Origin of the sequence: Bradyrhizobium sp. 157 (genome assembly GCF_023073815.1) — a bacterium.
Lineage (GTDB): Bacteria > Pseudomonadota > Alphaproteobacteria > Rhizobiales > Xanthobacteraceae > Bradyrhizobium.
On sequence record NZ_JADPKF010000048.1, the window covers coordinates 1 to 18371 of the forward strand.

An 18371-nucleotide genomic window follows, 5' to 3' on the forward strand; every position below is an offset into this window, starting at 1 on the left:
GGAGTTATGCAGATGATTTGCTCTCGAAGTTAAGCGGAATATTTTTGATTCCTGGGCTTGACGCGATTTCTGAAAATCAGAAGTGATTTGCCCGTCGTGTTACCTTGTCGCAGGCCGCTGCCCGAAATTGCACTTGCACGCGCGGCAAATCAGCATCCGTCGGGTGGGCAAAGCGCAAGCGTGCCCACCATTAAGCAGCGCGCTCGACGATCGATGGTGGGCACGGCAAAGGCGAAGCTCACGCCGCCAGATGCCGCTCCCGCGTCGCGATCAGCTCTCGGATTTCCTTTGATATCGGGGCTGGGCGATGGGTTTTCTGATCGGTGTTGACCCAGACGATCTCTCCCGTCACGAGCGCGTCACCGCCACCTTTAAGGAAAATCGCAAGCTCGAAGGTCAAGCTCGAATTGCCGATCCGCGCTACGCGCGCACCGACGTCGAGCTCCCAGTCGAACCGGACCGGCGCCTTGTATTCGATGACGGACTTGACGACGTGAAAATCGACACCGGATTGCTTGGCGTCGGCGTATTGATCGAAGCCTAGCGCGCGAAAATATTCGGTGACGGTGGTATCGAAATAGGTCAGGTAATGCGCGTTGAAGACGACGCCCTGGCCGTCGATCTCGGAGTAGCGCACCCGGAACGGGTGAAAGAACCAGAATTGCTCGCGTGACATGGGAATTCCCGGCGTGTTCGATTTTCCGTTAGCCCGGACGGAGCGTAGCGCAATCCGGGAATCGTTGGCCCCGCGCGCTCTGCGGCCCCGGGTTGCGCGGAGCCTGTCATCGGGCGCGCGTTCGCGCGACCCGTTGGCTCCACCCGGGCTACGGCTCCGGCTTACAAACACGTCGCGCGTTCGGCGGCGAGGTAGCCGAACAACAAGCCGAGGCCGAACAGCAGTACCAGGCCGGCGGCGCCGAATTCGATGCCGCGCATGATCAGCGCACCGCCGCCCTCGCGCCCGGCGCTCAGCCGTTTTGCCAGACCTTTCGCCGATACGGCAATCACGGCAATGGTTGCCACCGTGATCGCGGTACCGAGCCCCATCACAAAAGTCGCGGCGATGCCGGCCAGGAACAGGCCCTGCGCCAGCGAGAATACCAGCACCAGAATGGCACCCGAGCAGGGCCGCATGCCCACGGCAAAGATCGTCCCCAAGCCGCGCCGCCAGCCGCCGGGACCAGCGAGCTGATCCGGCGTGGGCCCGTGCGAATGGCCGCAATGCTCATCATGAACATGGGCATGGCCGTGATCATGGTCATGTCCATGGTCGTGATGATGGGCCGTGGCCGATGCCATCGCCAGCTCCGGCTTCGCCTGCAGCGCGCGCATAAAACCGCCGCCCTTGGTCCAGACCAGCCGGGCGCCCAAAGCCGCGATCAGGGCGTAGCTGACGATCTCGATCGCCTTCTCCGCGCTGCACATCGTCTTGGCGGTGGAAGACAGCAGCCAGGCGAAGACGGCCACAATCGCCACCGCCACCAGCGCCTGCAAGAACGCCGAGGCGAACGACAGCACAATGCCGCGCCGCGCGGTCTCCTCGTTGGCGACGAGGTAGGACGAGATCACCGCCTTACCATGGCCGGGGCCGGCAGCGTGGAAGACGCCATACGCAAATGAGATCCCAAGCAGCGTCCAGACCGCGCTGCCGTCCGATTTCGCCGCGCGAATGGTGGCCGACATTTCGCGGTAGAATTCGGATTGCTTGGCCAAAATCCATCCGATCACACCGCCGACCTGCGGCTCGGCGGCGGGCCGCGGACCGCCGAACGGATTCTGCGCCATCAGCGCATGCAAGGCAGCATCGAAAACCACAACGGCCGCGATCGCCGCGGCCGTGATTGCGATACCTCGCGCGAAGCTTGGGGGGAGCATCCGCCTCACGGGCAGTTCACCATGATCTTGTTGGCGAACATCGCGCCATAGTTGGAATTGTCGCCGTTCATGAAATTCTGCTCGTTCAGGCGCTGGGTGTTGGCGGTCTCGTCGTTCGGCCGCTGGAATTGCATCTGGCAGGCGGCGGGCGCACCGATCAGCTTGATCGGGTCCTTGTCGTCGAACTTGAAGTCGATGAAGTAAGAGGGATCGAATACTTCCAGCGCCAACTGCTTCGATGTCGCCGGCGCCTTCAGCGGCAGCACGAAATGCAGCGTCAGCGCGCTGTCCTTGTATTCGAGGTAATAGTCGACCGGCTCGTTGAATTTCGCCTTCTTGCCGTCGGCTTTGGCGAAGGTGAAATAGGCGAAGTCCTTCAGCGACTCGACATTGGTCTGCGCCAGCGGCGCCAGTTCCTCGCGGGTGTAGACGCCCTTGGTCTTGGTCGCGACACCCTGCAGTGCGTATGTCGAGAACATGTCATCGAACGTCCATGCGTGGCGCACACCTGTCATCGCGCCGTCAGGCGCGTAGACCACCTCGCTCCTGGCGGTGATCCAGACATGGGGGTGGGCCTCGGCCGCAGGCGTGCCGAGCGACAACGCGACAATCAAGCCGAACAATACACGAATCACGCGCCCGCGAAAGCGAGGACCCATATGCTGTGCTGTCTCATTTTGGCAATGTGGCAAAGGCTTTTCCTTCACAACGAACATCAGGGTTAGGTCTTGCGTCGCAGCGACGACTCGTCAAAGCGGCGCCGGCTAATCAGGCCGCCGGCGTTGCTTCGAGCAGGCCGCGACGGCGCAACAGCGCGTCGGCATCCGGCTCGCGGCCGCGGAAGGCGACATAGGCGTCCTCGGGGTCCCGCGAGCCGCCCGACGAATAGATGTCGTCGTGCAGGCGTTTGGCCACCGCGGGATCGAAGATGTCGCCGGCCTCCTCGAACGCGCCGAAGGCGTCGGCGTCCATCACTTCCGACCACATGTAACTGTAGTAGCCCGATGCGTAATGATCGCCGGAGAAGATGTGGCCGAATTGGGTCGGCCGGTGCCGCAGCGCGATTTCGGCGGGCATGCCGATCTTCTCCAGCTCCGCCTTTTCGAACGCAGCTACGTCGCGGCTGGCGGCGGCCGGCTGGGTATGGAATTCGAGATCGATCAGCGCCGAGGAGACGAACTCCACGGTGGCAAAGCCCTGGTTGAATTTTCGCGCGGCGAGGAAGCGCTGCAGCAGGTCGTCCGGCAGCGGCTCGCCGGTCTGGTAGTGCTTGGCGAACTGCCGCAGCACCTGCGGCTGCTCCTGCCAGTGCTCGTAGAGCTGCGAGGGCAACTCGACAAAGTCGGTGAACACGGATGTCCCCGACAGCGAGGGATAAGTCACATTCGACAGCATGCCGTGCAGGCCGTGGCCGAACTCGTGGAACAGGGTGCGCGCGTCGTCCGGCGACAGCAGCGACGGCTGGCCGTCGGCGCCCTTGGCGAAGTTGCAGACATTGATAATCAGCGGCGCGACCTCGACGTCGAGCTTCTGCTGGTCGCGCAGCGAGGTCATCCAGGCGCCGGAGCGCTTTGAGGGCCTGGCGAAGTAATCGCCATAGAACAGCGCCTTGTGCTTGCCGGCCGCGTCCTTGACCTCCCAGACCCGGACATCCGGATGCCAGACCGGGATGTCCTTGCGCTCCGAGAAGGTGATCCCGAACAGGCGGGTGGCGCAGTCGAAGGCGGCCTCGATCATGTGGTCGAGCACCAGATAGGGCTTTATGGCTGCATCGTCGAAATCGGCCCGCCGCTGCCGCAGCTTTTCGGCGTAGTAGCGCCAATCCCACGGCGCCAGCGCGAAGTTGCCGCCCTCCTCCGCGATCAGCGCCTGCAGGGCGTCGCGGTCGGCGAGCGCCCGCTCCCGGGCCGGCTTCCAGACCCGCTCCAGGAGGCTGCGCACCGCCTCCGGCGTCTTGGCCATGGAATCCTCCAGCCGGTAGGCGGCGTAGGTCGGAAAGCCCATGATCTTGGCGGCCTCCTCGCGGAGCGCGAGGATCTCGACGATGGTGGCGTTGTTGTCGTTGGCGTTGCCATTGTCGCCTCGCGCGGTGAAGGCCTTGAAGACTTTCTCGCGCAGGTCGCGGCGGGAGGAGCTCTTCAGGAACGGCTCGACCGAGGAGCGCGACAGTGTCACGATCGCCTTGCCCGCCATGTCGCGCTCTTCAGCGGCGGCCTTGGCCGCAGCGATAAAGGCCTCCGGAAGGCCGTCGCGGTCATCCTCGCCGAGCTCCATGAACCAGTCCTGCTCGTCGCCGAGCAGATGGTGGCTGAACGCGGTGCCGAGCTGGGCCAGCCGCTCGTTGATCTCGGCACGGCGCTTCTTGGCAGTCTCGTCGAGGCCCGCGCCGGCGCGGTAGAAATTGGTGTAGGTGCGCTCCAGGAGCCGCATCTGCTCGCCGGTCAGGCCGAGCGTGGCGCGGTTCTCGTGCAGCAGCGCGATGCGGCCGAACAGCACCGCGTTCATCATGATCGGGTTCCAGTGCCGCGCCATCCGCAAGGAGACTTCCTTGTCGATCTCGAGAATCGCCGGATTGGAGTGCGCCGAGACCAAGTCGTAGAACACGGCAGAGACCTTCGCGAGCAGCTTGCCCGAGCGCTCCAGCGCCGTGATGGTGTTGGCGAAGTCCGGCACTGAGGGATCATGGGTGATCGCCGCGATCTCGGCGGCATGATCAGCAAAGGCCTGCTCGAAGGCGGGCAGGAAGTGTTCCGGCTGGATCTCGCTGAAGGGCGGTGTCTCGAACGGCGTCTGCCACGGCCGGAGCAGTGGGTTTTCGCCAGCTTCCGAACGGGCCGCCGTCTGCAGGGTTTCCGACATCACAATTCCCGTTTTTGCCTCGTTTTCTTAAAGCTGAAACCGGTACCGATTTCGCTCGAAAACGCTCCAGAAGATGCGGCAATCTATAGCACGCGATGCGGCATTTTTGGGCCTTTTGCGCTTGATAGATGGGGCCTTTTCGGAGAGATTGCGCCCCTTGAACAGGACCTTTTTCATGAGCCCACAGCCCGCCTCCACCTCCTCCCGCACGATCGCCTGGCCGACCGTCATCACCGTCATCTCGGCAGCGATCCTGATCGGCGCGGAAGTGTTCGGCGCGGCGTTTGCCGGCGGCTGGGCGCTCGCGATCCTGTTCGGCCTCGACGACACCAGCGCGCACATTCTCCAGGCTGTGCTGTTCGGCATCGGCGTGCTGATCATGGTGGCGTTCATCCGCACCGCGCAGCGCATCGAGCCGTTCTTCAAGCGCGCCTGACGCGCATTCAAGAAAGCGCTGCGGCACAGGCGCTAAAGCGTTCATCGCCCGCCTGAGAAATCTTAACTTCCATTCATGTTTGTCGTGAGCCGTGCGCGCCGCGAACGATTTCGTAAGCACACGTCGGGGAAATTTGTCCCCAGCCTAAAAAAATTCTTGCGAACCAGAATCAAAAGTCTTATTTCCAGCCTTGCCCAATTTCGCACGTGCCTGTGGTCGTGTGTCAGTCGGTAGGTATCCGGACAAGAGGCCGGACAGCCGCCAAGGGATGGAAGAACCGAGGGTCGCTTAACAGGCGGCCAGCATCTCTCTCCAGGGATGCCGTTGAAGGTCTCACCACTCCTTGCAACCGTGACTGGCAGCCGGAGGCGAACCGGCGCACCCCGCTCTCAACGGGGGACGCGACTTAAAGCAACGACGGATCGGGCTTTTTTGGTCTCTACCGGCATTCCACCGCCGGCGCGGGCTACTGAAAAGGCTTGTCCTTCATTGCCAGGTGTGCGGGCGGGAAAATTCCCAACCAATCCACGGCAGCACAATTCGGTTCTTGAGTTCGAGGCTTCGTCGCGTCTCCATCGTGCGACAACGCCAAAGCACTCACGTCCGAGATCAAATTTGAACGTGACCCGTCGCTGGGCCGTTTGGAGGGTGCTATGACCGAACGTATTCAGGAATTCCTGCGTAACCGCCGCAGCGAGGGCCAGGACACCGAGCCGTGCCTCGTCGTCGACCTCGAAGTCGTGCGCGACAACTACCAGACTTTTGCCAAGGCGCTGCCCGACAGCCGCGTGTTCTACGCGGTGAAGGCCAATCCTGCGCCCGAAGTGCTGTCGCTGCTGGCCTCTATGGGCTCCTGCTTCGACACCGCGACCGTCGCCGAAATCGAAATGGCGATGGCTGCGGGTGCGACGCCGGACCGCATCTCCTATGGCAACACGATCAAGAAGGAGCGCGACATCGCGCGCGCCTTTGCGCTCGGCATTCGCCTGTTCGCGGTCGACTGCGCCGCCGAAGTCGAGAAGATCGCGCGGGCCGCTCCCGGCGCAAAAGTGTTCTGCCGCATTCTCTATGACTGCGCAGGCGCCGAGTGGCCGCTGTCGCGGAAGTTCGGCTGTGACCCGGAGATGGCGGTCGAGGTGCTCGATCTCGCCAAGCGCCTGGGGCTGGAGCCGGTCGGCATCTCGTTCCATGTCGGCTCGCAGCAGCGCAAGGTGAAGGCATGGGACCGCGCGTTGGCGATGGCCTCGACGGTGTTCCGGGACTGCGCGGAGCGCGGGATCAATCTGTCCATGGTCAACATGGGCGGCGGTTTCCCGACCAGGTACCTGAAGGACGTTCCTCCGGTCGTGCAGTACGGCCGGTCGATCTTCCGTGCGCTGCGCAAGCACTTTGGCAACCAGATCCCGGAGACCATCATCGAGCCGGGTCGCGGCATGGTCGGCAACGCCGGCGTGATCGAGACCGAAGTCGTCCTGATCTCCAGGAAGAGCGACGAGGACGAGGTGCGCTGGGTGTATCTCGACATCGGCAAGTTCGGCGGTCTCGCCGAGACGATGGACGAGTCGATCCGTTACGCCATCCGCACGCCGCATGACGGCGCGGAGATGACGCCGTGCGTGCTCGCAGGACCCACCTGCGATAGCGCCGACGTGCTGTACGAGAAGATGCCGTATCCGCTTCCGGTGACGCTCGAGATCGGCGACAAGCTGCTGATCGAAGGCACCGGGGCGTACACGTCGACCTACTCGTCGGTGGCGTTCAACGGCATCCCGCCGCTCAGGACTTACCACATCTGAGCTGCCTCGCTTCGAGGTCCGATTAGTTGGGAGCCGGTGCGCCGGCTCCCTTCCCTGACATTGCCAATCAATGACAACGCTTTGCGCGGCTTAATCGCCGTTGCGAGCGGGGACTGACGTGCCATGGCTGCTTTGCGGAAAACCACCACTGCCCTCATCCCGAAAGCCGCTCCGTTCGCGATCCGCGCGGAGCGGGCCTCGGACGTCATCGCGCGCGAAGCGCTGCTGGATGCCTGCTTTGGCGACAACCGCCATATGCGCACCTGCCAGCGCCTGCGCGACGGACGCGCGCCCGCCGAAGGCCTCAGCCTTTCGGCTGTGAGCAAGGGCCGGCTGGTCGGTACGTTGCGGTTGTGGCACGTCAGCGCCGGGGGCATCCCGGCGCTCATGCTCGGCCCGCTGGCGGTGGAGGCTTCCTCCCGGCAGCTCGGGGTCGGGGCTGCGCTGATGGACCACGCGCTCGCGGCGGCGAAGGCGCGTGGCCATCGCGCGGTGCTCCTGCTCGGCGATGCGCCGTACTACGCCCGCTTCGGCTTCTCGGCCGCGAAGACCGGCGAGCTGTCGCTGCCGGGTGCTTTCGAGCGCGACCGCCTGCTCGGCCTCGAGCTTTGCGAAAACGCGCTTGACGGCGCCTGGGGCATGATCGTTCCGACCGGCGCACGTTTGCCGAAAACAAAGGCTGTGCGGGCCAGGAAGGCGAAGGCCTTGCTCCTGTCGCGCGTGGCCTAAGGCCATGCCGGCGAGCCTCCCCGTGCGCCCGCGCTGGCGCAGCGCCGTCACGACCGTCCTCCTGGTCATGATCCCGGTCATGATCGTCAGGGACATTCTCGTGCGTCGCTGGAGCGCCGGCGCGCCGCCGGCCTCCGACCTCACCCGGCATTCCCGGTGACGTCGCCAGGGGTTGCGCGCGCCGGGGAAAAGCCCTTAAACCGCGCCCATCCCGCCGCCGGATCATTCCCCAGGATCGTTCCCAAGACCGAGGTTCCGATGCCCCGCCGCCTGATTTCCACCGGCTCGCCGTTCGAGAAGACCGCCGGCTACAGCCGCGCCGTCATCGACGGCGATTTCGCCTTTGTCGCCGGCACCACCGGCTACGACTACAAGACCATGGTGATTCCGGCCGATATCACGAGCCAGGCCCGCAACTGCTTTGGCAACATCGAGGCGGCGCTCAAGGAAGGCGGCTTTGCGATGGCCGATATCGTCCGCGCCACCTACTACATCACCGACATCGCCGATGCGGATGCCTTCTTTGCGGTCTGCGGCGAAGTTTTTGGCGAGATCCGTCCGGCCACAACCCTGCTCGTCGTCGCCGGGCTCTATAAGCCCGAGATGAAGATCGAGATCGAAGTGACCGCCAAGCGCCGCGCCGCCTGATCCCTCCATTCCCACGAATTTCTGTTTCCGGAGACCAACTGATGAACGCACTCGCAAAAATTCACGCGAAAGTCACTGGCCCCATCGTGATGATCGGCTTCGGTTCGATCGGCAAGGGCACGCTGCCCTTGATCGAGCGCCATTTCGACTATGACAAGTCGCGCTTCGTCATCATCGATCCGCATGAGGATGGCGAGCTCGCCAAGAAACACGGCGTGCGCTTCATCAAGCAAGCCGTGACCCGCGACAATTATCGCGAATTCCTGATCCCGCTGCTCACCGAAGGCGGCGGCCAGGGATTCTGCGTCAATCTCTCCGTCGACACCTCCTCGGTCGACATCATGACCATGTGCCGGGAGATCGGCGCGCTCTACATCGATACCGTGGTGGAGCCCTGGGCGGGTTTCTATTTCGACAAGAACATCGGTCCCGAAAAGCGCTCCAACTACGCCCTGCGCGAGACCTTGCTCGCCGCCAAGCACAAGAGCCCGGGCGGCACCACCGCCGTCTCCACCTGCGGTGCCAATCCCGGCATGGTATCCTGGTTCGTCAAGCAGGCGCTGCTCGATATCGCTCGCGATACCAACACGCCCTTCAACGAGCCGAAGAGCCGCGAGGGTTGGGGTCAGCTCGCGCAGAAGCTCGGCGTCAAAGGCATCCACATCGCCGAGCGCGACACCCAGCGCTCCAGGAATCCGAAGCCGATGAACGTGTTCGTCAACACCTGGTCGGTGGAAGGGTTCGTGTCCGAAGGCATGCAGCCGGCCGAGCTCGGCTGGGGCACCCATGAGAAATGGATACCGGAGAACGGCCGCCAGCACACCGAAGGCTGCGGTGCGGCGATCTATCTGCTGCAGCCGGGCGCCAACACCCGCGTGCGTTCATGGTGCCCGACGCCGGGGCCGCAATACGGCTTCCTCGTCACCCACAACGAGTCGATCTCGATTGCGGACTATTTCACGCTACGCGATGGCAGCGAGGTGATCTATCGCCCGACCTGCCACTACGCCTACCACCCAGCCAACGACGCCGTGTTGTCGTTGCACGAGATTTTCGGCGCGACCGGCAAGATGCAGCCGAGCTGGCACATTCTGGACGAGCACGAGGTCGTCGATGGCATCGACGAGCTCGGCGTGCTCATCTACGGCCACGACAAGAACGCCTATTGGTACGGCTCGCAACTCTCGATCGAGGAGACCCGCCTCGTCGCGCCTTACCAGAACGCGACCGGCATGCAGGTGTCCTCGGCGGTGCTGGCCGGTATGGTGTGGGCGCTGGAGAATCCCACCGCCGGGATCGTTGAGGCCGACGAAATGGATTTCCGCCGCTGCCTCGAAATCCAGATGCCCTATCTCGGCCCGGTAAAGGGCTACTACACCGATTGGACCCCGCTCACGGATCGGCCCGGCCTGTTTCCGGAAGACATCGACACCTCGGATCCCTGGCAGTTCAGGAACGTGCTGGTGCGGTAACCGCGCCGGCACGCTGGCGCAGCTCCGGCAAACGGCCGCAAGCGGGCGGGCCGATCCCAACACCATCATCGGCTTCCTCGGCGGACTGTTCAGGAGTTCTCCGCAGGAGCGCGAGATGTCATCAGCCTCTACAGGGCGGGCCTGCCCGACGAGGCGCAGAAGTTTGCCGCCGCCAACAGTCTTTCCGGCCTGTCGGACAGACTGCGGGCGGCGCGGATGCCGCCGCTGGACGCCGTAACACCGTCCTCCACGCCGGCCGACAATGACTTGCTGATCGGCGCTTACATGGCATCCGGCAACACGGCGCATATCCGGCGAATTCTCGAGAATTATTCCAGCGCCGACGACGGCATGGCCAGTGACGGCTTGCGCGTCGGATTCATGATGGGCAAATTCGGCCCCGGTCTTGCGCCGAAAGAACGCGACAGTGTCACGATCAAGGTCGCCTGCACCAAATACGATTGCAACGCGGACAAGTCGAAATTCCTTCGCGTCATGACATTGGGGACGGCGATGTGGTCTCTGCAATCGCTGTCGGCCCAGGACGACGGCATCAAGAAGACGCTGTCCGAGTTCTTTTCCCGCGATGCGCGCCTCAAGAATCTGTTCGCAGCGGAGCAGGCTGCTTTCGGAAACTACCTGATGGCGATCCTGTTCGTGTCGACTTTCCAGAATGATCGCGCCGGCGCGGACCAGGACCAGGCCTACGAGCTGATGAGCAAATCCGCGTCGATCTACGAGCGTTTCGGTTCGGGCAAGGAGGCGTTCGAACCGTTCATGAACCTGAAGAAGTAGCGGGCCCGACGAGAGCAGCCGCATGAAGGTGCAAGCGGCTCAGCGGCTTTCTTTGCTGCGCTGCACATCGCCGTGTGCAGTCACATGCGGCGGGTAAAAGTGGCCACGGAACCAGCGCCTCGTAACATTCGCTTAACTCAATCGCGCCATCCTGAGGGGATGATTTCTGCGAGGGCCTCGGCCGTCGCCAAGCTGTTTGAGCGACGGCTCCCTCGGTGGAGCGAGCAACATGCGCAGCATCATTGCCATCGTGCTGTCGGCAGCGGCACTGGCGTCGTGCACGCCCGAGAGCAGCAGCAATGCTGACGTGACGGGCTCGATCGACAATTGCGCACGCAAGCTTTACAGCCAGTACAATCCCAAGGACAAAAAGCAGTGCGTCGCGGTGTGCATCGCCTGCGAGCGTGGCGTCATGACGACCTGCTCGACCGCCTGCACGCTCAGGGGAGCACAATAATCGTAGGGCTATGGCGCGGCGGCGTCACGCAACGCCGCCGAGATAGAGCCGCTTGACGATATCATTGGCCTTCAATTCATCGACCGACTGCGCAGCTACCGCGATCTCGCCGTGGACGATGATGTAGCCGCGGTCGGCGATCCGGATCGCCTGGTTGAAATTCTGCTCCGCCATCAGCACCGTCAACCCGACGCGCTGCTTGAGCTCGCCGATCTTGGCGATGGTCTGCGACACCAACAGCGGCGACAGCCCGACGGACGGCTCATCGATCAGGAGCAGCCGCGGCGACGACATCAGCGCGCGCGCAATCGCCAGCATCTGCTGCTGCCCGCCGGACATGGTGCCGGCGAGTTGGCTGCGCCGCTCCTTCAGCACCGGAAACGTGTCGAAGACGAGCGCGAGATTCTGCTGGATGGCGCTGCGGGCCATTCTCCTGAACGCGCCGAGCATCAGGTTTTCCGTCACCGTCAGCTTGGGAAACAGCCGCCGCCCCTCCGGCACCAGCGCCACGCCGAGATCGACGATCGCCTCGGGCGAGAGCTTTGTCAGGTCATGCGCCACGCCGTCGATCGAGAGCGCAAGCCGGCCGCTGTCCGGGCGCACCAGGCCCATGACGCACTTCATCAGCGTGCTCTTGCCGTTGCCGTTGGTGCCGAGCAAGGCCACCGTCTCGCCGGCCTCGACATGCAGCGTGACGCCGCGCAGCGCCTTGACGGCGCCGTAGCCAGCATCGAGGCCTTCGATGGCAAGGCTAAGTGCCAAGATAGGCCTCCTGCACCCGCTTGTTGGCCATCACCTCGCTGGGCGAGCCGAGCGCGATGATCTTTCCGGCGTCGAGACACATCACCCGTTCCGAGAAGCGCATCACCGCCTGCATGATGTGCTCGATCATGATGATGGTGATGTCTTCCTCGCCAAGGCTGATGAGGAGATCCAGCACCTCGTCGACCTCGGAAGACGACAGCCCGGCCATCGCCTCGTCCGAAATCAAAAGCTTCGGACGCACCGCCATCGCGCGGGCGAGCTCCATCTTGCGCAGCTCCACCTGGCTGAGCGTATTGCTTGGCGCCGCCGCCTTCGAGGCGAGTCCCATCCGCGTCAGGATCGACATCGCGACGTCTTCCTCCGGCAAGCGCGAATCGACCGAAGCGAAGTCGAGCCCGACCATGAGGTTTTCCAGCACGGTCATGCTCCTGAACGGCCGCGGAATCTGGAAGCTGCGGGCGATGCCGCGGCGCGCGCGTAAGTGCGGCGGCAATTGCGTGATGTCCTCGCCGCAGAACACTACGCTGCCGACCTGCGGCTTCAACGCGCCGGAGATGCAGTTGATCAGCGTGGTCTTGCCCGAGCCGTTCGGTCCGATCAGGCCGAACCGTTCGCCCCTCCTGATGTCGACGCTGATATTGTCGAGCGCGGTGAAGCCGCCGAAGGTCTTTGTCAGAGTTCCCACTTGCAGCAGGGGTGCATCGGCGGCTGCTGTATTCATTGCTTGCCCCCCGCGCGCAGACGATAGCGCGGCCGCAACAGCCCAATGATGCCCTTCGGCGCGCCGACCACGAACAGCACCAGCATGATGCCGAGCACCAGCACGTTGACCTCAGAGGATATGGTCACGGCGAGAAGCTGCTGCGTCGAGCCGAGCAGGATGGCGCCGAGCACCGGGCCGATCCAGTGCGCGGTGCCGCCAATCAAAGCCATCGCGAGCGCGGAAACCGAGTAGCTCAGGTTGAACGCCGAGGATGGATCGGCATATTGCAGGTACATTGCGGCGGGCGCGCCGGCCGCGGAAATCAGCGCGCCCGAGATCATGCAGGCGATCAGTTTCAGCTTCAAGGTCGGCACGCCCGTGCATTCGGCCGCGAGCTCGTCGTCTCTGAGCGCCTGCAGGCCGCGGCCGATCCGGGAATTCTGGATGTAGCGCGCGATTGCGATAGCGATCACGGCGAGGACGGCCTGCACGAAAAACAGCATCTTCACGTAGCTGTCGAACGGCGCCATCACCGGCGGCCGCTGGATCTGGATGCCGGCCGCGCCGCCGACGAACCGCCAGTTCATCACAAAAGTCTCGATGATGATGGCAAGCGCAATCGTCGCGATCGAGAAGAAGATGCCGCGCATCCGCAAGGTGAGGAGACCAACGCCAAAGCCGAGCGTCATGCCGACGACGGCAGCGGCGGCGATCTGCACCACGAGCGGCGCGCCCGTCGCCTTGAACAGCGCTACCGCCGTGTAGACGCCGACGCCAAAAAAGGCGTTGGTGCCGAAATTGACGTAACCGGCGTAGCCGCCGAGGATGCTCCAGGCAACCGCAAGCGCGATGAACTGCAGGATGACGTAGCCGGCAAAGAACGGATACTCGTTGCGGACGATCTGCGTCATCGCCAACACGGCGACCAGGAAGACGGCGACGGCGGTCCAGAATGCGATGCTGTGGCTGCGCTTGTTCATCGGCCGAGCAGACCTTGCGGCCGGACGGCGAGCACGCCGAGCAGCATTGCGAACGAGATCGCCGGCGCCCAGGAGGCGCCGAACAACGTCAGCACGATGGATTCGGCGACGCCAAGGATTATGGCGGCGATCAGCGTGCCGCTGATGCTGCCGAGCCCGGCCATGACGACGACGCAGAAGGTCCGTCCGATATAGGCGCGATCGAGCGTCGGCTCGACCGGCGCCACGATGATCAGGAGCGCACCGGCGATGCCGAGCACAGCGGTGGCGATGCCGAAGGCAAATTGCTTGATGCGGACCGGATTGGCGCCCATCAGCCGCAGCGCTTCCTCGTCCTGCGCAACCGCGCGGATCGCACGGCCCATGAAGGTTTTCGACAGATATACGGCAAGCAGCACCGTCAGTGCCAGCGCCACTGCGAACGCTACAAGCTGCCGAATGGGTATGCGAAACTCGCCGAACCGCCACGACTTGCCGATATAGGTCGCAGAAACCGAGCGCTGGTCGACGCCGAATTGCAGGATGATCAACACCTCGATGATGAAGGCGATGCCGAAGAAGAAGGCGATGCCGCGGACGGCCGCATCACTGCCGCGCCGCTCGAAGGTTTCGTAATAGACGCGGTAGGCCAGCAGGCCGAACAGAAAGAACAGCGGCGTAAGCGCGAGTCCCGCCAGCAATGGATCGATTTCGTAGCTCTCGTTGAGCTGGTACACGCCGTAGGAGGCCAGCACCAGGAAGGCCGGATGCGCGACATGGGGAACATCGAGCAGTCCGAACGAGACGGACAAGCCGACGCTGACGGCTGCATAGAAGCAGCCGAGCAGCACCCCGAGCACCACTGCGCCAAGCAGCAGGTCCATCGAAAACAAATTCAGATCCCCCCTTGGCTCCGAGCCGGAAAAGCCACGAGGCCTAGTTGCGTGCCGCCTCGAAGGGACTGATGAGTTCTCCGGTTTTCAATTTATCAGGGAACAGAATCACCTGCTTGCCGGAGGAGCGGAACTGTTCGATATCCTTATCCTTCACACCGCGGAACTGGGCCTGCAGCGTCGCCGTTTCCTTGCGCTCGCCATCGGCTGAAAAAGCGATCGGTCCGACGATGGTCTTGTGCTCGTTCTCGCGCAGGTATTTGGCAATAGCCTTCTGATCGAGCGACTTGGTCGCGCCGACCGCCGCCTCGATCATCTGGCCCATCGCATAGCCGAACGGCGCCAGATAATAGCCGAGCGGATCGACCTTGGCCTCGATGGCACGCTTGGTGTACTTGTCGAAAAATTCCTTGGTGCCGTCGAAATACATGCTCTTTTCCGGCAGCCAGGTATTGTAGTTCACGACGCCGTTGAGCAGCGAGCCGAGGTTCGCCATCACGGCTGCAAATTGCAGACCGACCATGCCGCCGCCGAAAATCTTGACGCTGTCGCCGATCCCGATCTCGTTCACGGCGCGCAAGATGCCGGCCGAATCCGGCGGATAGGATGCGACATAGACGATGTCAGGCTTGGCCGCCTTCAGCGCGCGAATGATGGACGAGAATTCAACCGTGTTCGGCGGGTAGACCTGGTCGAAAACGATCGGGATATTGCGCTTCTTGGCGACGTCGCGCGCGGTGAGCGCGAGGTTCTGGGCGAATTCCTGATCCGCCGTTAATAGCGCCATGTTCTTGCCGCCGGCCTTCTGCGCCAGGTCGAGGAACGAGGCCGCCCAGCTATCGGCCGGCCCCCAGGGTGCATTGTTGAACCACATGTCGTGGCCGACCTTGCTGTTCACCTGGAACGAGAAATTCCCCATCAGCAGCAGGCCGCGCTGCTTGACGAACGGCATGATCGGCGCGGTCGGCACCGTCGCGTAAGGCGCGAACAGGAGATCGACCTTGTCAACATCGACCAGCTTGGCGTAGATCGCCGGCGTCTCCGATGCGCTCGACTTGTCGTCATAGACGACCAGTTCGACCTTGCGTCCGAGCAGCCCACCCTTGGCATTGACGTCGTCGCGCCAGATCTCGATGCCGAGCAGCGACGCCTTGCCGCCGCCAGCGAGGCCGCCGGTCTGCGGCATCGACATGCCGATCTTGATCGGCGGCTGCTGGGCAAGAACGCTCGACCCGTGCCCAACCACCGCAACAGCCATTGCGCCGCCCAGGAATGTTCTGCGTTTCATCGATTCCCCCTATGTCGTTGTGTTTCTGCGTGCGCCGGATCTTCGCCCGGCTGCGGTGAAGTGGATCGTATCAGGCTCGGGCTAGCTGCCGGCACCCGCCGGGGCAGGTTCGCTTTTGGCTTGTTTCATGATCGCCGACGGATCGGCGCCGACGCGCCCGCTGGTCTTGTCGGCGGCGCTTTCGCGCGACAGCCGCATGTCGAAGCGGATGCTCGGCATACCCTTGATCGGGCAGTCGGGATCGTTTGCGACCACGTCGACGGCAAGATCGCCCGACGAGCCGAACACGACATCATCGGCCAGATGGGGATCGTCACGCAGATAGAGCGCCGTGACCAGTTCGCGATAGCCGGCTGCACCGACCAGGAAGTGAATATGCGCCGGCCGCATGCCATGCCGCGCCTGCGCCTTCACCATGGCGCCGACCGGGCCGTCCATCGGGATGGAATAGCCGAGCGGCTTTACGGTGCGCAGCACATAGAGGCCATCGGCATCGGTTGTGAACACGCCGCGGTAATCGACCGAGGTCGCGCTGGACTGGATGTCGTAGAGGCCGTCGGCGCCGGTCTGCCAGATCGAGACGGTGGCGTTGGCGACAGGCTTGCCCGCGGCATCGGTGACGCGGCCGTACAGCACGCATTCGCTGCCGGGCTTCGGGTTCTTGGCGATCGAACTGCCGGCTGCAAGCGTCGGCGTGGCCTCGCGGTAGAACGGGCCGAGCAGGCTGGTGTGGGTGGCTTCCTCAAGCGCCGTCGCGTCATGCAGCCCGTTGACGAGCGCCGAGAGGCCGAGGGTATCGGACAGCAGGATGAATTCCTGTCGTTCCGGCGAGCACATCTTGCCGGCGGCGGTCATGAATTCGATGCCCTTGATCCATTCCGCGGGCGTCAGGTTGACCTCGCGGGCGAAGGCGTGGAGGTGTTTTACCGCCGACGCCATGATCTCCTTCAGGCGAGGGTCGGGCGTCGTCGCCATCTGGTCGAGCACGGCGTCCGTGATCGTTTCCGGCGTTAACTCACGCATGCGTCACTCCCTGAGCTGCCGGCAGTTATTTGACCTGCCGGCTGTTTTGCAGCAAGCCTAACCGCTTGTTGGGGATCAACACAAGGCATCCGAAGGCGAGGCCTGCGCCCTCTCCTACGAATTGATACGGGCGAATAGGGTCACATGGCCCGCACATTCTCGCATCAAAACGAACGCGGCGGGGCTTCGGCCCACGATTTTGCGATTGCACAAATGGCGCAACGGCAGTGGGATCATTTTTCGCGCATCGGTGGCGCAACCTTCTCCGGTGGCGCCGGCGGCAGTGCGGGCTGAGCGCCTGCCTTCTGCGCATCCGGGTCGGGGCGGGCCGGCTGCGGCGGAATGTCTGATGGCCTTTGCCCGGTCGTGCCCGGTTCGGGCGGCGCGGGCGGCTTCGTTTCCGCGTCTGGCGTCGATTGCGTCGGCGGCGTCGCCTGCGCGACGTGCAAAGAATCGCGCGCCACGATCTCGCTCAGCGACAACGCCGAAATGATTAGCCCGACCGCGATCAGCGTGGACGCGGCCAGCATTTCCCTTCGGTATTTGCGTTGACGGGCATCGGCAGGCATATCGTTGGACCCACAAAATGGTTCGTGGGCTCAACGGCCGGCAAGACGCATAGTTCCGCGGGGAACCTGCTTCGTAGCCTGTCCGGGACGCCTAGAATTCCAGCATCCCGGCGTCGCCGTCCTCAGTGCCGAAGGCCAGCAGCGTGCCCTTCGCGTTCCAGGCAAGAGCCGAGACCGGCTCGCTGCCGTTGCGGCGCACCAGAATTTCCGCGCCGTCCTCGAGCCGCACGATCAGCACGGTGCCGTCGCTATAGCCTGCAGCCATGATGTCCTGCTTCGGATGACAGGCGACCACGGAAACGCGCGCCTGCAGCGGCGCCAGCATCGCCGGCTCCTTGCCCATCGGACCGTCCTTGCTGGCGAACGGCCAGATGATCACAGTATCGGCGCCGGAGGTAGCGAGCCCCTTGCCGCCCACGCTCCACGACATCGAGCGCACGCGGCCGGGATAGCCGCTCATCCGCATGTGCCTGTTATCAGCGAGCCGCCAGCCATGCAGCGCCGGCTCATGCATGGCGGTGACCAGGAATTTGTTGTCGGGGCTGAAGGTGACGGCAAGATGCGAGCCGGCCCATTCCAAAAATTCCGGCTTCGCGGCCATGTTGGGAAACCACAGCGTCACGCCGTTGTAATGAGCGACCGCCACGCGCAGACCCTTCGGCGCAAACGCCAGCCCGCCGACGGTCGATGGCGCGTCAAAAGTCTTCTCCTCGCCCTTGTCGCTGCGGACGAACGCCGTCTTGCCAGCCGACCAAGCAAACGCGCCATCGGGATGCAGCGCGACATTGTCGATCCAGCGCCGCTTTGCATCGGTCGCGAGCACGGACGTCTCACCCTTTGCGTTCAATGCAACGAGCTTGCCGTCGTCGCCACCGGTGACGACGCGCTTGCGATCGGACGCAGTGCAGAGGATGGCGCCGCCGTGCACGTCCAAACGGGAGATTTCGCCGGTGGCATCGGCCATCGCGATTTTTTCCTCGGCACAGACGAAGGCGGCGCGCTCGCCGAGAAAATGCACGGCGGAGACGGGTGCACCGACCGCGACGGATTTCACGCGATCGGTCAGGGATGCAATGGTGAGCGGTTCGGAAGACATGATTTCCG

Annotated in this window: 19 protein-coding genes; 7 read left to right on the forward strand and 12 right to left on the reverse strand. The window is 63.6% G+C overall.

The features are described 5' to 3' along the window. Positions 1–238: 238 nt before the first annotated feature. From IVA95_RS10470 to IVA95_RS10485, 4 genes are all read right to left on the reverse strand, one after another. Complete coding sequence (locus IVA95_RS10470; RefSeq protein ID WP_247510399.1) at positions 239–676, reverse strand: thioesterase family protein; 438 nt, start codon at positions 674–676, stop codon at positions 239–241. Positions 677–837: 161 nt separating this feature from the next. After that, positions 838–1875, reverse strand: coding sequence for a nickel/cobalt transporter (locus IVA95_RS10475; protein ID WP_247510495.1), 1038 nt, complete (start codon positions 1873–1875; stop codon positions 838–840). 5 nt (positions 1876–1880) lie between these two features. Further along, positions 1881–2534 carry a DUF1007 family protein gene (locus IVA95_RS10480; protein ID WP_247510400.1) on the reverse strand — a complete coding sequence of 218 codons (654 nt, stop codon included), beginning with the start codon at positions 2532–2534 and terminating at the stop codon, positions 1881–1883. Between the two features lie 109 nt (positions 2535–2643). After that, positions 2644–4734, reverse strand: coding sequence for a M3 family metallopeptidase (locus tag IVA95_RS10485; RefSeq protein WP_247510401.1), 2091 nt, complete (start codon positions 4732–4734; stop codon positions 2644–2646). A 175-nt stretch (positions 4735–4909) separates the two neighbouring features. Between IVA95_RS10485 and IVA95_RS10490 the strand changes: the two genes are divergently transcribed. The 7 genes from IVA95_RS10490 to IVA95_RS10520 all read left to right on the forward strand — a co-directional run bounded on the left by IVA95_RS10490 (position 4910) and on the right by IVA95_RS10520 (position 11067). Continuing rightward, a complete protein-coding gene (locus IVA95_RS10490) occupies positions 4910–5170 on the forward strand; it encodes a hypothetical protein (protein WP_247510402.1) in 261 nt (86 codons plus the stop codon). Positions 5171–5823: 653 nt separating this feature from the next. After that, positions 5824–6966 carry a type III PLP-dependent enzyme gene (locus IVA95_RS10495; RefSeq protein WP_247510403.1) on the forward strand — a complete coding sequence of 381 codons (1143 nt, stop codon included), beginning with the start codon at positions 5824–5826 and terminating at the stop codon, positions 6964–6966. Between the two features lie 123 nt (positions 6967–7089). Continuing rightward, complete coding sequence (locus IVA95_RS10500) at positions 7090–7695, forward strand: N-acetyltransferase (protein WP_247510404.1); 606 nt, start codon at positions 7090–7092, stop codon at positions 7693–7695. Between the two features lie 258 nt (positions 7696–7953). Continuing rightward, positions 7954–8343, forward strand: a complete 390-nt coding sequence (locus tag IVA95_RS10505; protein WP_247510405.1) for a RidA family protein — start codon at positions 7954–7956, stop codon at positions 8341–8343. A 41-nt stretch (positions 8344–8384) separates the two neighbouring features. Further along, positions 8385–9815: a homospermidine synthase gene (locus tag IVA95_RS10510; protein WP_247510406.1), complete on the forward strand. Its 1431-nt coding sequence runs from the start codon at positions 8385–8387 to the stop codon at positions 9813–9815. A gap of 216 nt (positions 9816–10031) precedes the next feature. Then, the gene (locus tag IVA95_RS10515) at positions 10032–10610 is read left to right on the forward strand and encodes a hypothetical protein (RefSeq protein ID WP_247510407.1); all 579 of its coding nucleotides are present in this window, start codon (positions 10032–10034) and stop codon (positions 10608–10610) included. Positions 10611–10839: 229 nt separating this feature from the next. Continuing rightward, positions 10840–11067 carry a hypothetical protein gene (locus IVA95_RS10520; protein ID WP_213247024.1) on the forward strand — a complete coding sequence of 76 codons (228 nt, stop codon included), beginning with the start codon at positions 10840–10842 and terminating at the stop codon, positions 11065–11067. A gap of 24 nt (positions 11068–11091) precedes the next feature. On the opposite strand, the gene IVA95_RS10525 is transcribed toward IVA95_RS10520, so the two are convergent. The 8 genes from IVA95_RS10525 to IVA95_RS10560 form a co-directional block, all read right to left on the reverse strand. Beyond that, entirely contained in the window at positions 11092–11829 is a 738-nt protein-coding gene (locus IVA95_RS10525; protein WP_247510408.1) for an ABC transporter ATP-binding protein, read from the reverse strand. Next, entirely contained in the window at positions 11819–12553 is a 735-nt protein-coding gene (locus tag IVA95_RS10530) for an ABC transporter ATP-binding protein (RefSeq protein WP_247510409.1), read from the reverse strand. The genes IVA95_RS10525 and IVA95_RS10530 overlap by 11 nt, the downstream gene beginning before the upstream one ends. Continuing rightward, positions 12550–13515 carry a branched-chain amino acid ABC transporter permease gene (locus IVA95_RS10535; RefSeq protein ID WP_247510410.1) on the reverse strand — a complete coding sequence of 322 codons (966 nt, stop codon included), beginning with the start codon at positions 13513–13515 and terminating at the stop codon, positions 12550–12552. The genes IVA95_RS10530 and IVA95_RS10535 overlap by 4 nt, the downstream gene beginning before the upstream one ends. Continuing rightward, complete coding sequence (locus tag IVA95_RS10540; RefSeq protein WP_247510411.1) at positions 13512–14378, reverse strand: branched-chain amino acid ABC transporter permease; 867 nt, start codon at positions 14376–14378, stop codon at positions 13512–13514. Before IVA95_RS10540 ends, IVA95_RS10535 begins: the two co-directional genes overlap by 4 nt. 52 nt (positions 14379–14430) lie before the next feature. Then, positions 14431–15675, reverse strand: coding sequence for an amino acid ABC transporter substrate-binding protein (locus IVA95_RS10545; protein ID WP_247510412.1), 1245 nt, complete (start codon positions 15673–15675; stop codon positions 14431–14433). 81 nt (positions 15676–15756) lie between these two features. Next, complete coding sequence (locus tag IVA95_RS10550) at positions 15757–16698, reverse strand: dioxygenase (protein WP_247510413.1); 942 nt, start codon at positions 16696–16698, stop codon at positions 15757–15759. A 233-nt stretch (positions 16699–16931) separates the two neighbouring features. Further along, positions 16932–17228: a hypothetical protein gene (locus IVA95_RS10555; protein WP_247510414.1), complete on the reverse strand. Its 297-nt coding sequence runs from the start codon at positions 17226–17228 to the stop codon at positions 16932–16934. 130 nt (positions 17229–17358) lie between these two features. Further along, positions 17359–18363 (reverse strand): WD40 repeat domain-containing protein, encoded by a 1005-nt coding sequence (locus IVA95_RS10560; protein WP_247510415.1) that lies wholly within the window; start codon positions 18361–18363, stop codon positions 17359–17361. Positions 18364–18371: the final 8 nt, after the last annotated feature.

What these genes read in the sequence shown, in the direction of transcription:
- IVA95_RS10470 (WP_247510399.1), bottom strand. Translation starts at nt 676, where the DNA reads ATGTCACGCGAGCAATTCTGGTTCTTTCACCCGTTCCGGGTGCGCTAC.
- IVA95_RS10475 (WP_247510495.1), bottom strand. Translation starts at nt 1,875, where the DNA reads ATGCTCCCCCCAAGCTTCGCGCGAGGTATCGCAATCACGGCCGCGGCG.
- IVA95_RS10480 (WP_247510400.1), bottom strand. Translation starts at nt 2,534, where the DNA reads ATGGGTCCTCGCTTTCGCGGGCGCGTGATTCGTGTATTGTTCGGCTTG.
- IVA95_RS10485 (WP_247510401.1), bottom strand. Translation starts at nt 4,734, where the DNA reads ATGTCGGAAACCCTGCAGACGGCGGCCCGTTCGGAAGCTGGCGAAAAC.
- IVA95_RS10490 (WP_247510402.1), top strand. Translation starts at nt 4,910, where the DNA reads ATGAGCCCACAGCCCGCCTCCACCTCCTCCCGCACGATCGCCTGGCCG.
- IVA95_RS10495 (WP_247510403.1), top strand. Translation starts at nt 5,824, where the DNA reads ATGACCGAACGTATTCAGGAATTCCTGCGTAACCGCCGCAGCGAGGGC.
- IVA95_RS10500 (WP_247510404.1), top strand. Translation starts at nt 7,090, where the DNA reads ATGGCTGCTTTGCGGAAAACCACCACTGCCCTCATCCCGAAAGCCGCT.
- IVA95_RS10505 (WP_247510405.1), top strand. Translation starts at nt 7,954, where the DNA reads ATGCCCCGCCGCCTGATTTCCACCGGCTCGCCGTTCGAGAAGACCGCC.
- IVA95_RS10510 (WP_247510406.1), top strand. Translation starts at nt 8,385, where the DNA reads ATGAACGCACTCGCAAAAATTCACGCGAAAGTCACTGGCCCCATCGTG.
- IVA95_RS10515 (WP_247510407.1), top strand. Translation starts at nt 10,032, where the DNA reads ATGCCGCCGCTGGACGCCGTAACACCGTCCTCCACGCCGGCCGACAAT.
- IVA95_RS10520 (WP_213247024.1), top strand. Translation starts at nt 10,840, where the DNA reads ATGCGCAGCATCATTGCCATCGTGCTGTCGGCAGCGGCACTGGCGTCG.
- IVA95_RS10530 (WP_247510409.1), bottom strand. Translation starts at nt 12,553, where the DNA reads ATGAATACAGCAGCCGCCGATGCACCCCTGCTGCAAGTGGGAACTCTG.
- IVA95_RS10535 (WP_247510410.1), bottom strand. Translation starts at nt 13,515, where the DNA reads ATGAACAAGCGCAGCCACAGCATCGCATTCTGGACCGCCGTCGCCGTC.
- IVA95_RS10540 (WP_247510411.1), bottom strand. Translation starts at nt 14,378, where the DNA reads ATGGACCTGCTGCTTGGCGCAGTGGTGCTCGGGGTGCTGCTCGGCTGC.
- IVA95_RS10545 (WP_247510412.1), bottom strand. Translation starts at nt 15,675, where the DNA reads ATGAAACGCAGAACATTCCTGGGCGGCGCAATGGCTGTTGCGGTGGTT.
- IVA95_RS10550 (WP_247510413.1), bottom strand. Translation starts at nt 16,698, where the DNA reads ATGCGTGAGTTAACGCCGGAAACGATCACGGACGCCGTGCTCGACCAG.
- IVA95_RS10555 (WP_247510414.1), bottom strand. Translation starts at nt 17,228, where the DNA reads ATGCTGGCCGCGTCCACGCTGATCGCGGTCGGGCTAATCATTTCGGCG.
- IVA95_RS10560 (WP_247510415.1), bottom strand. Translation starts at nt 18,363, where the DNA reads ATGTCTTCCGAACCGCTCACCATTGCATCCCTGACCGATCGCGTGAAA.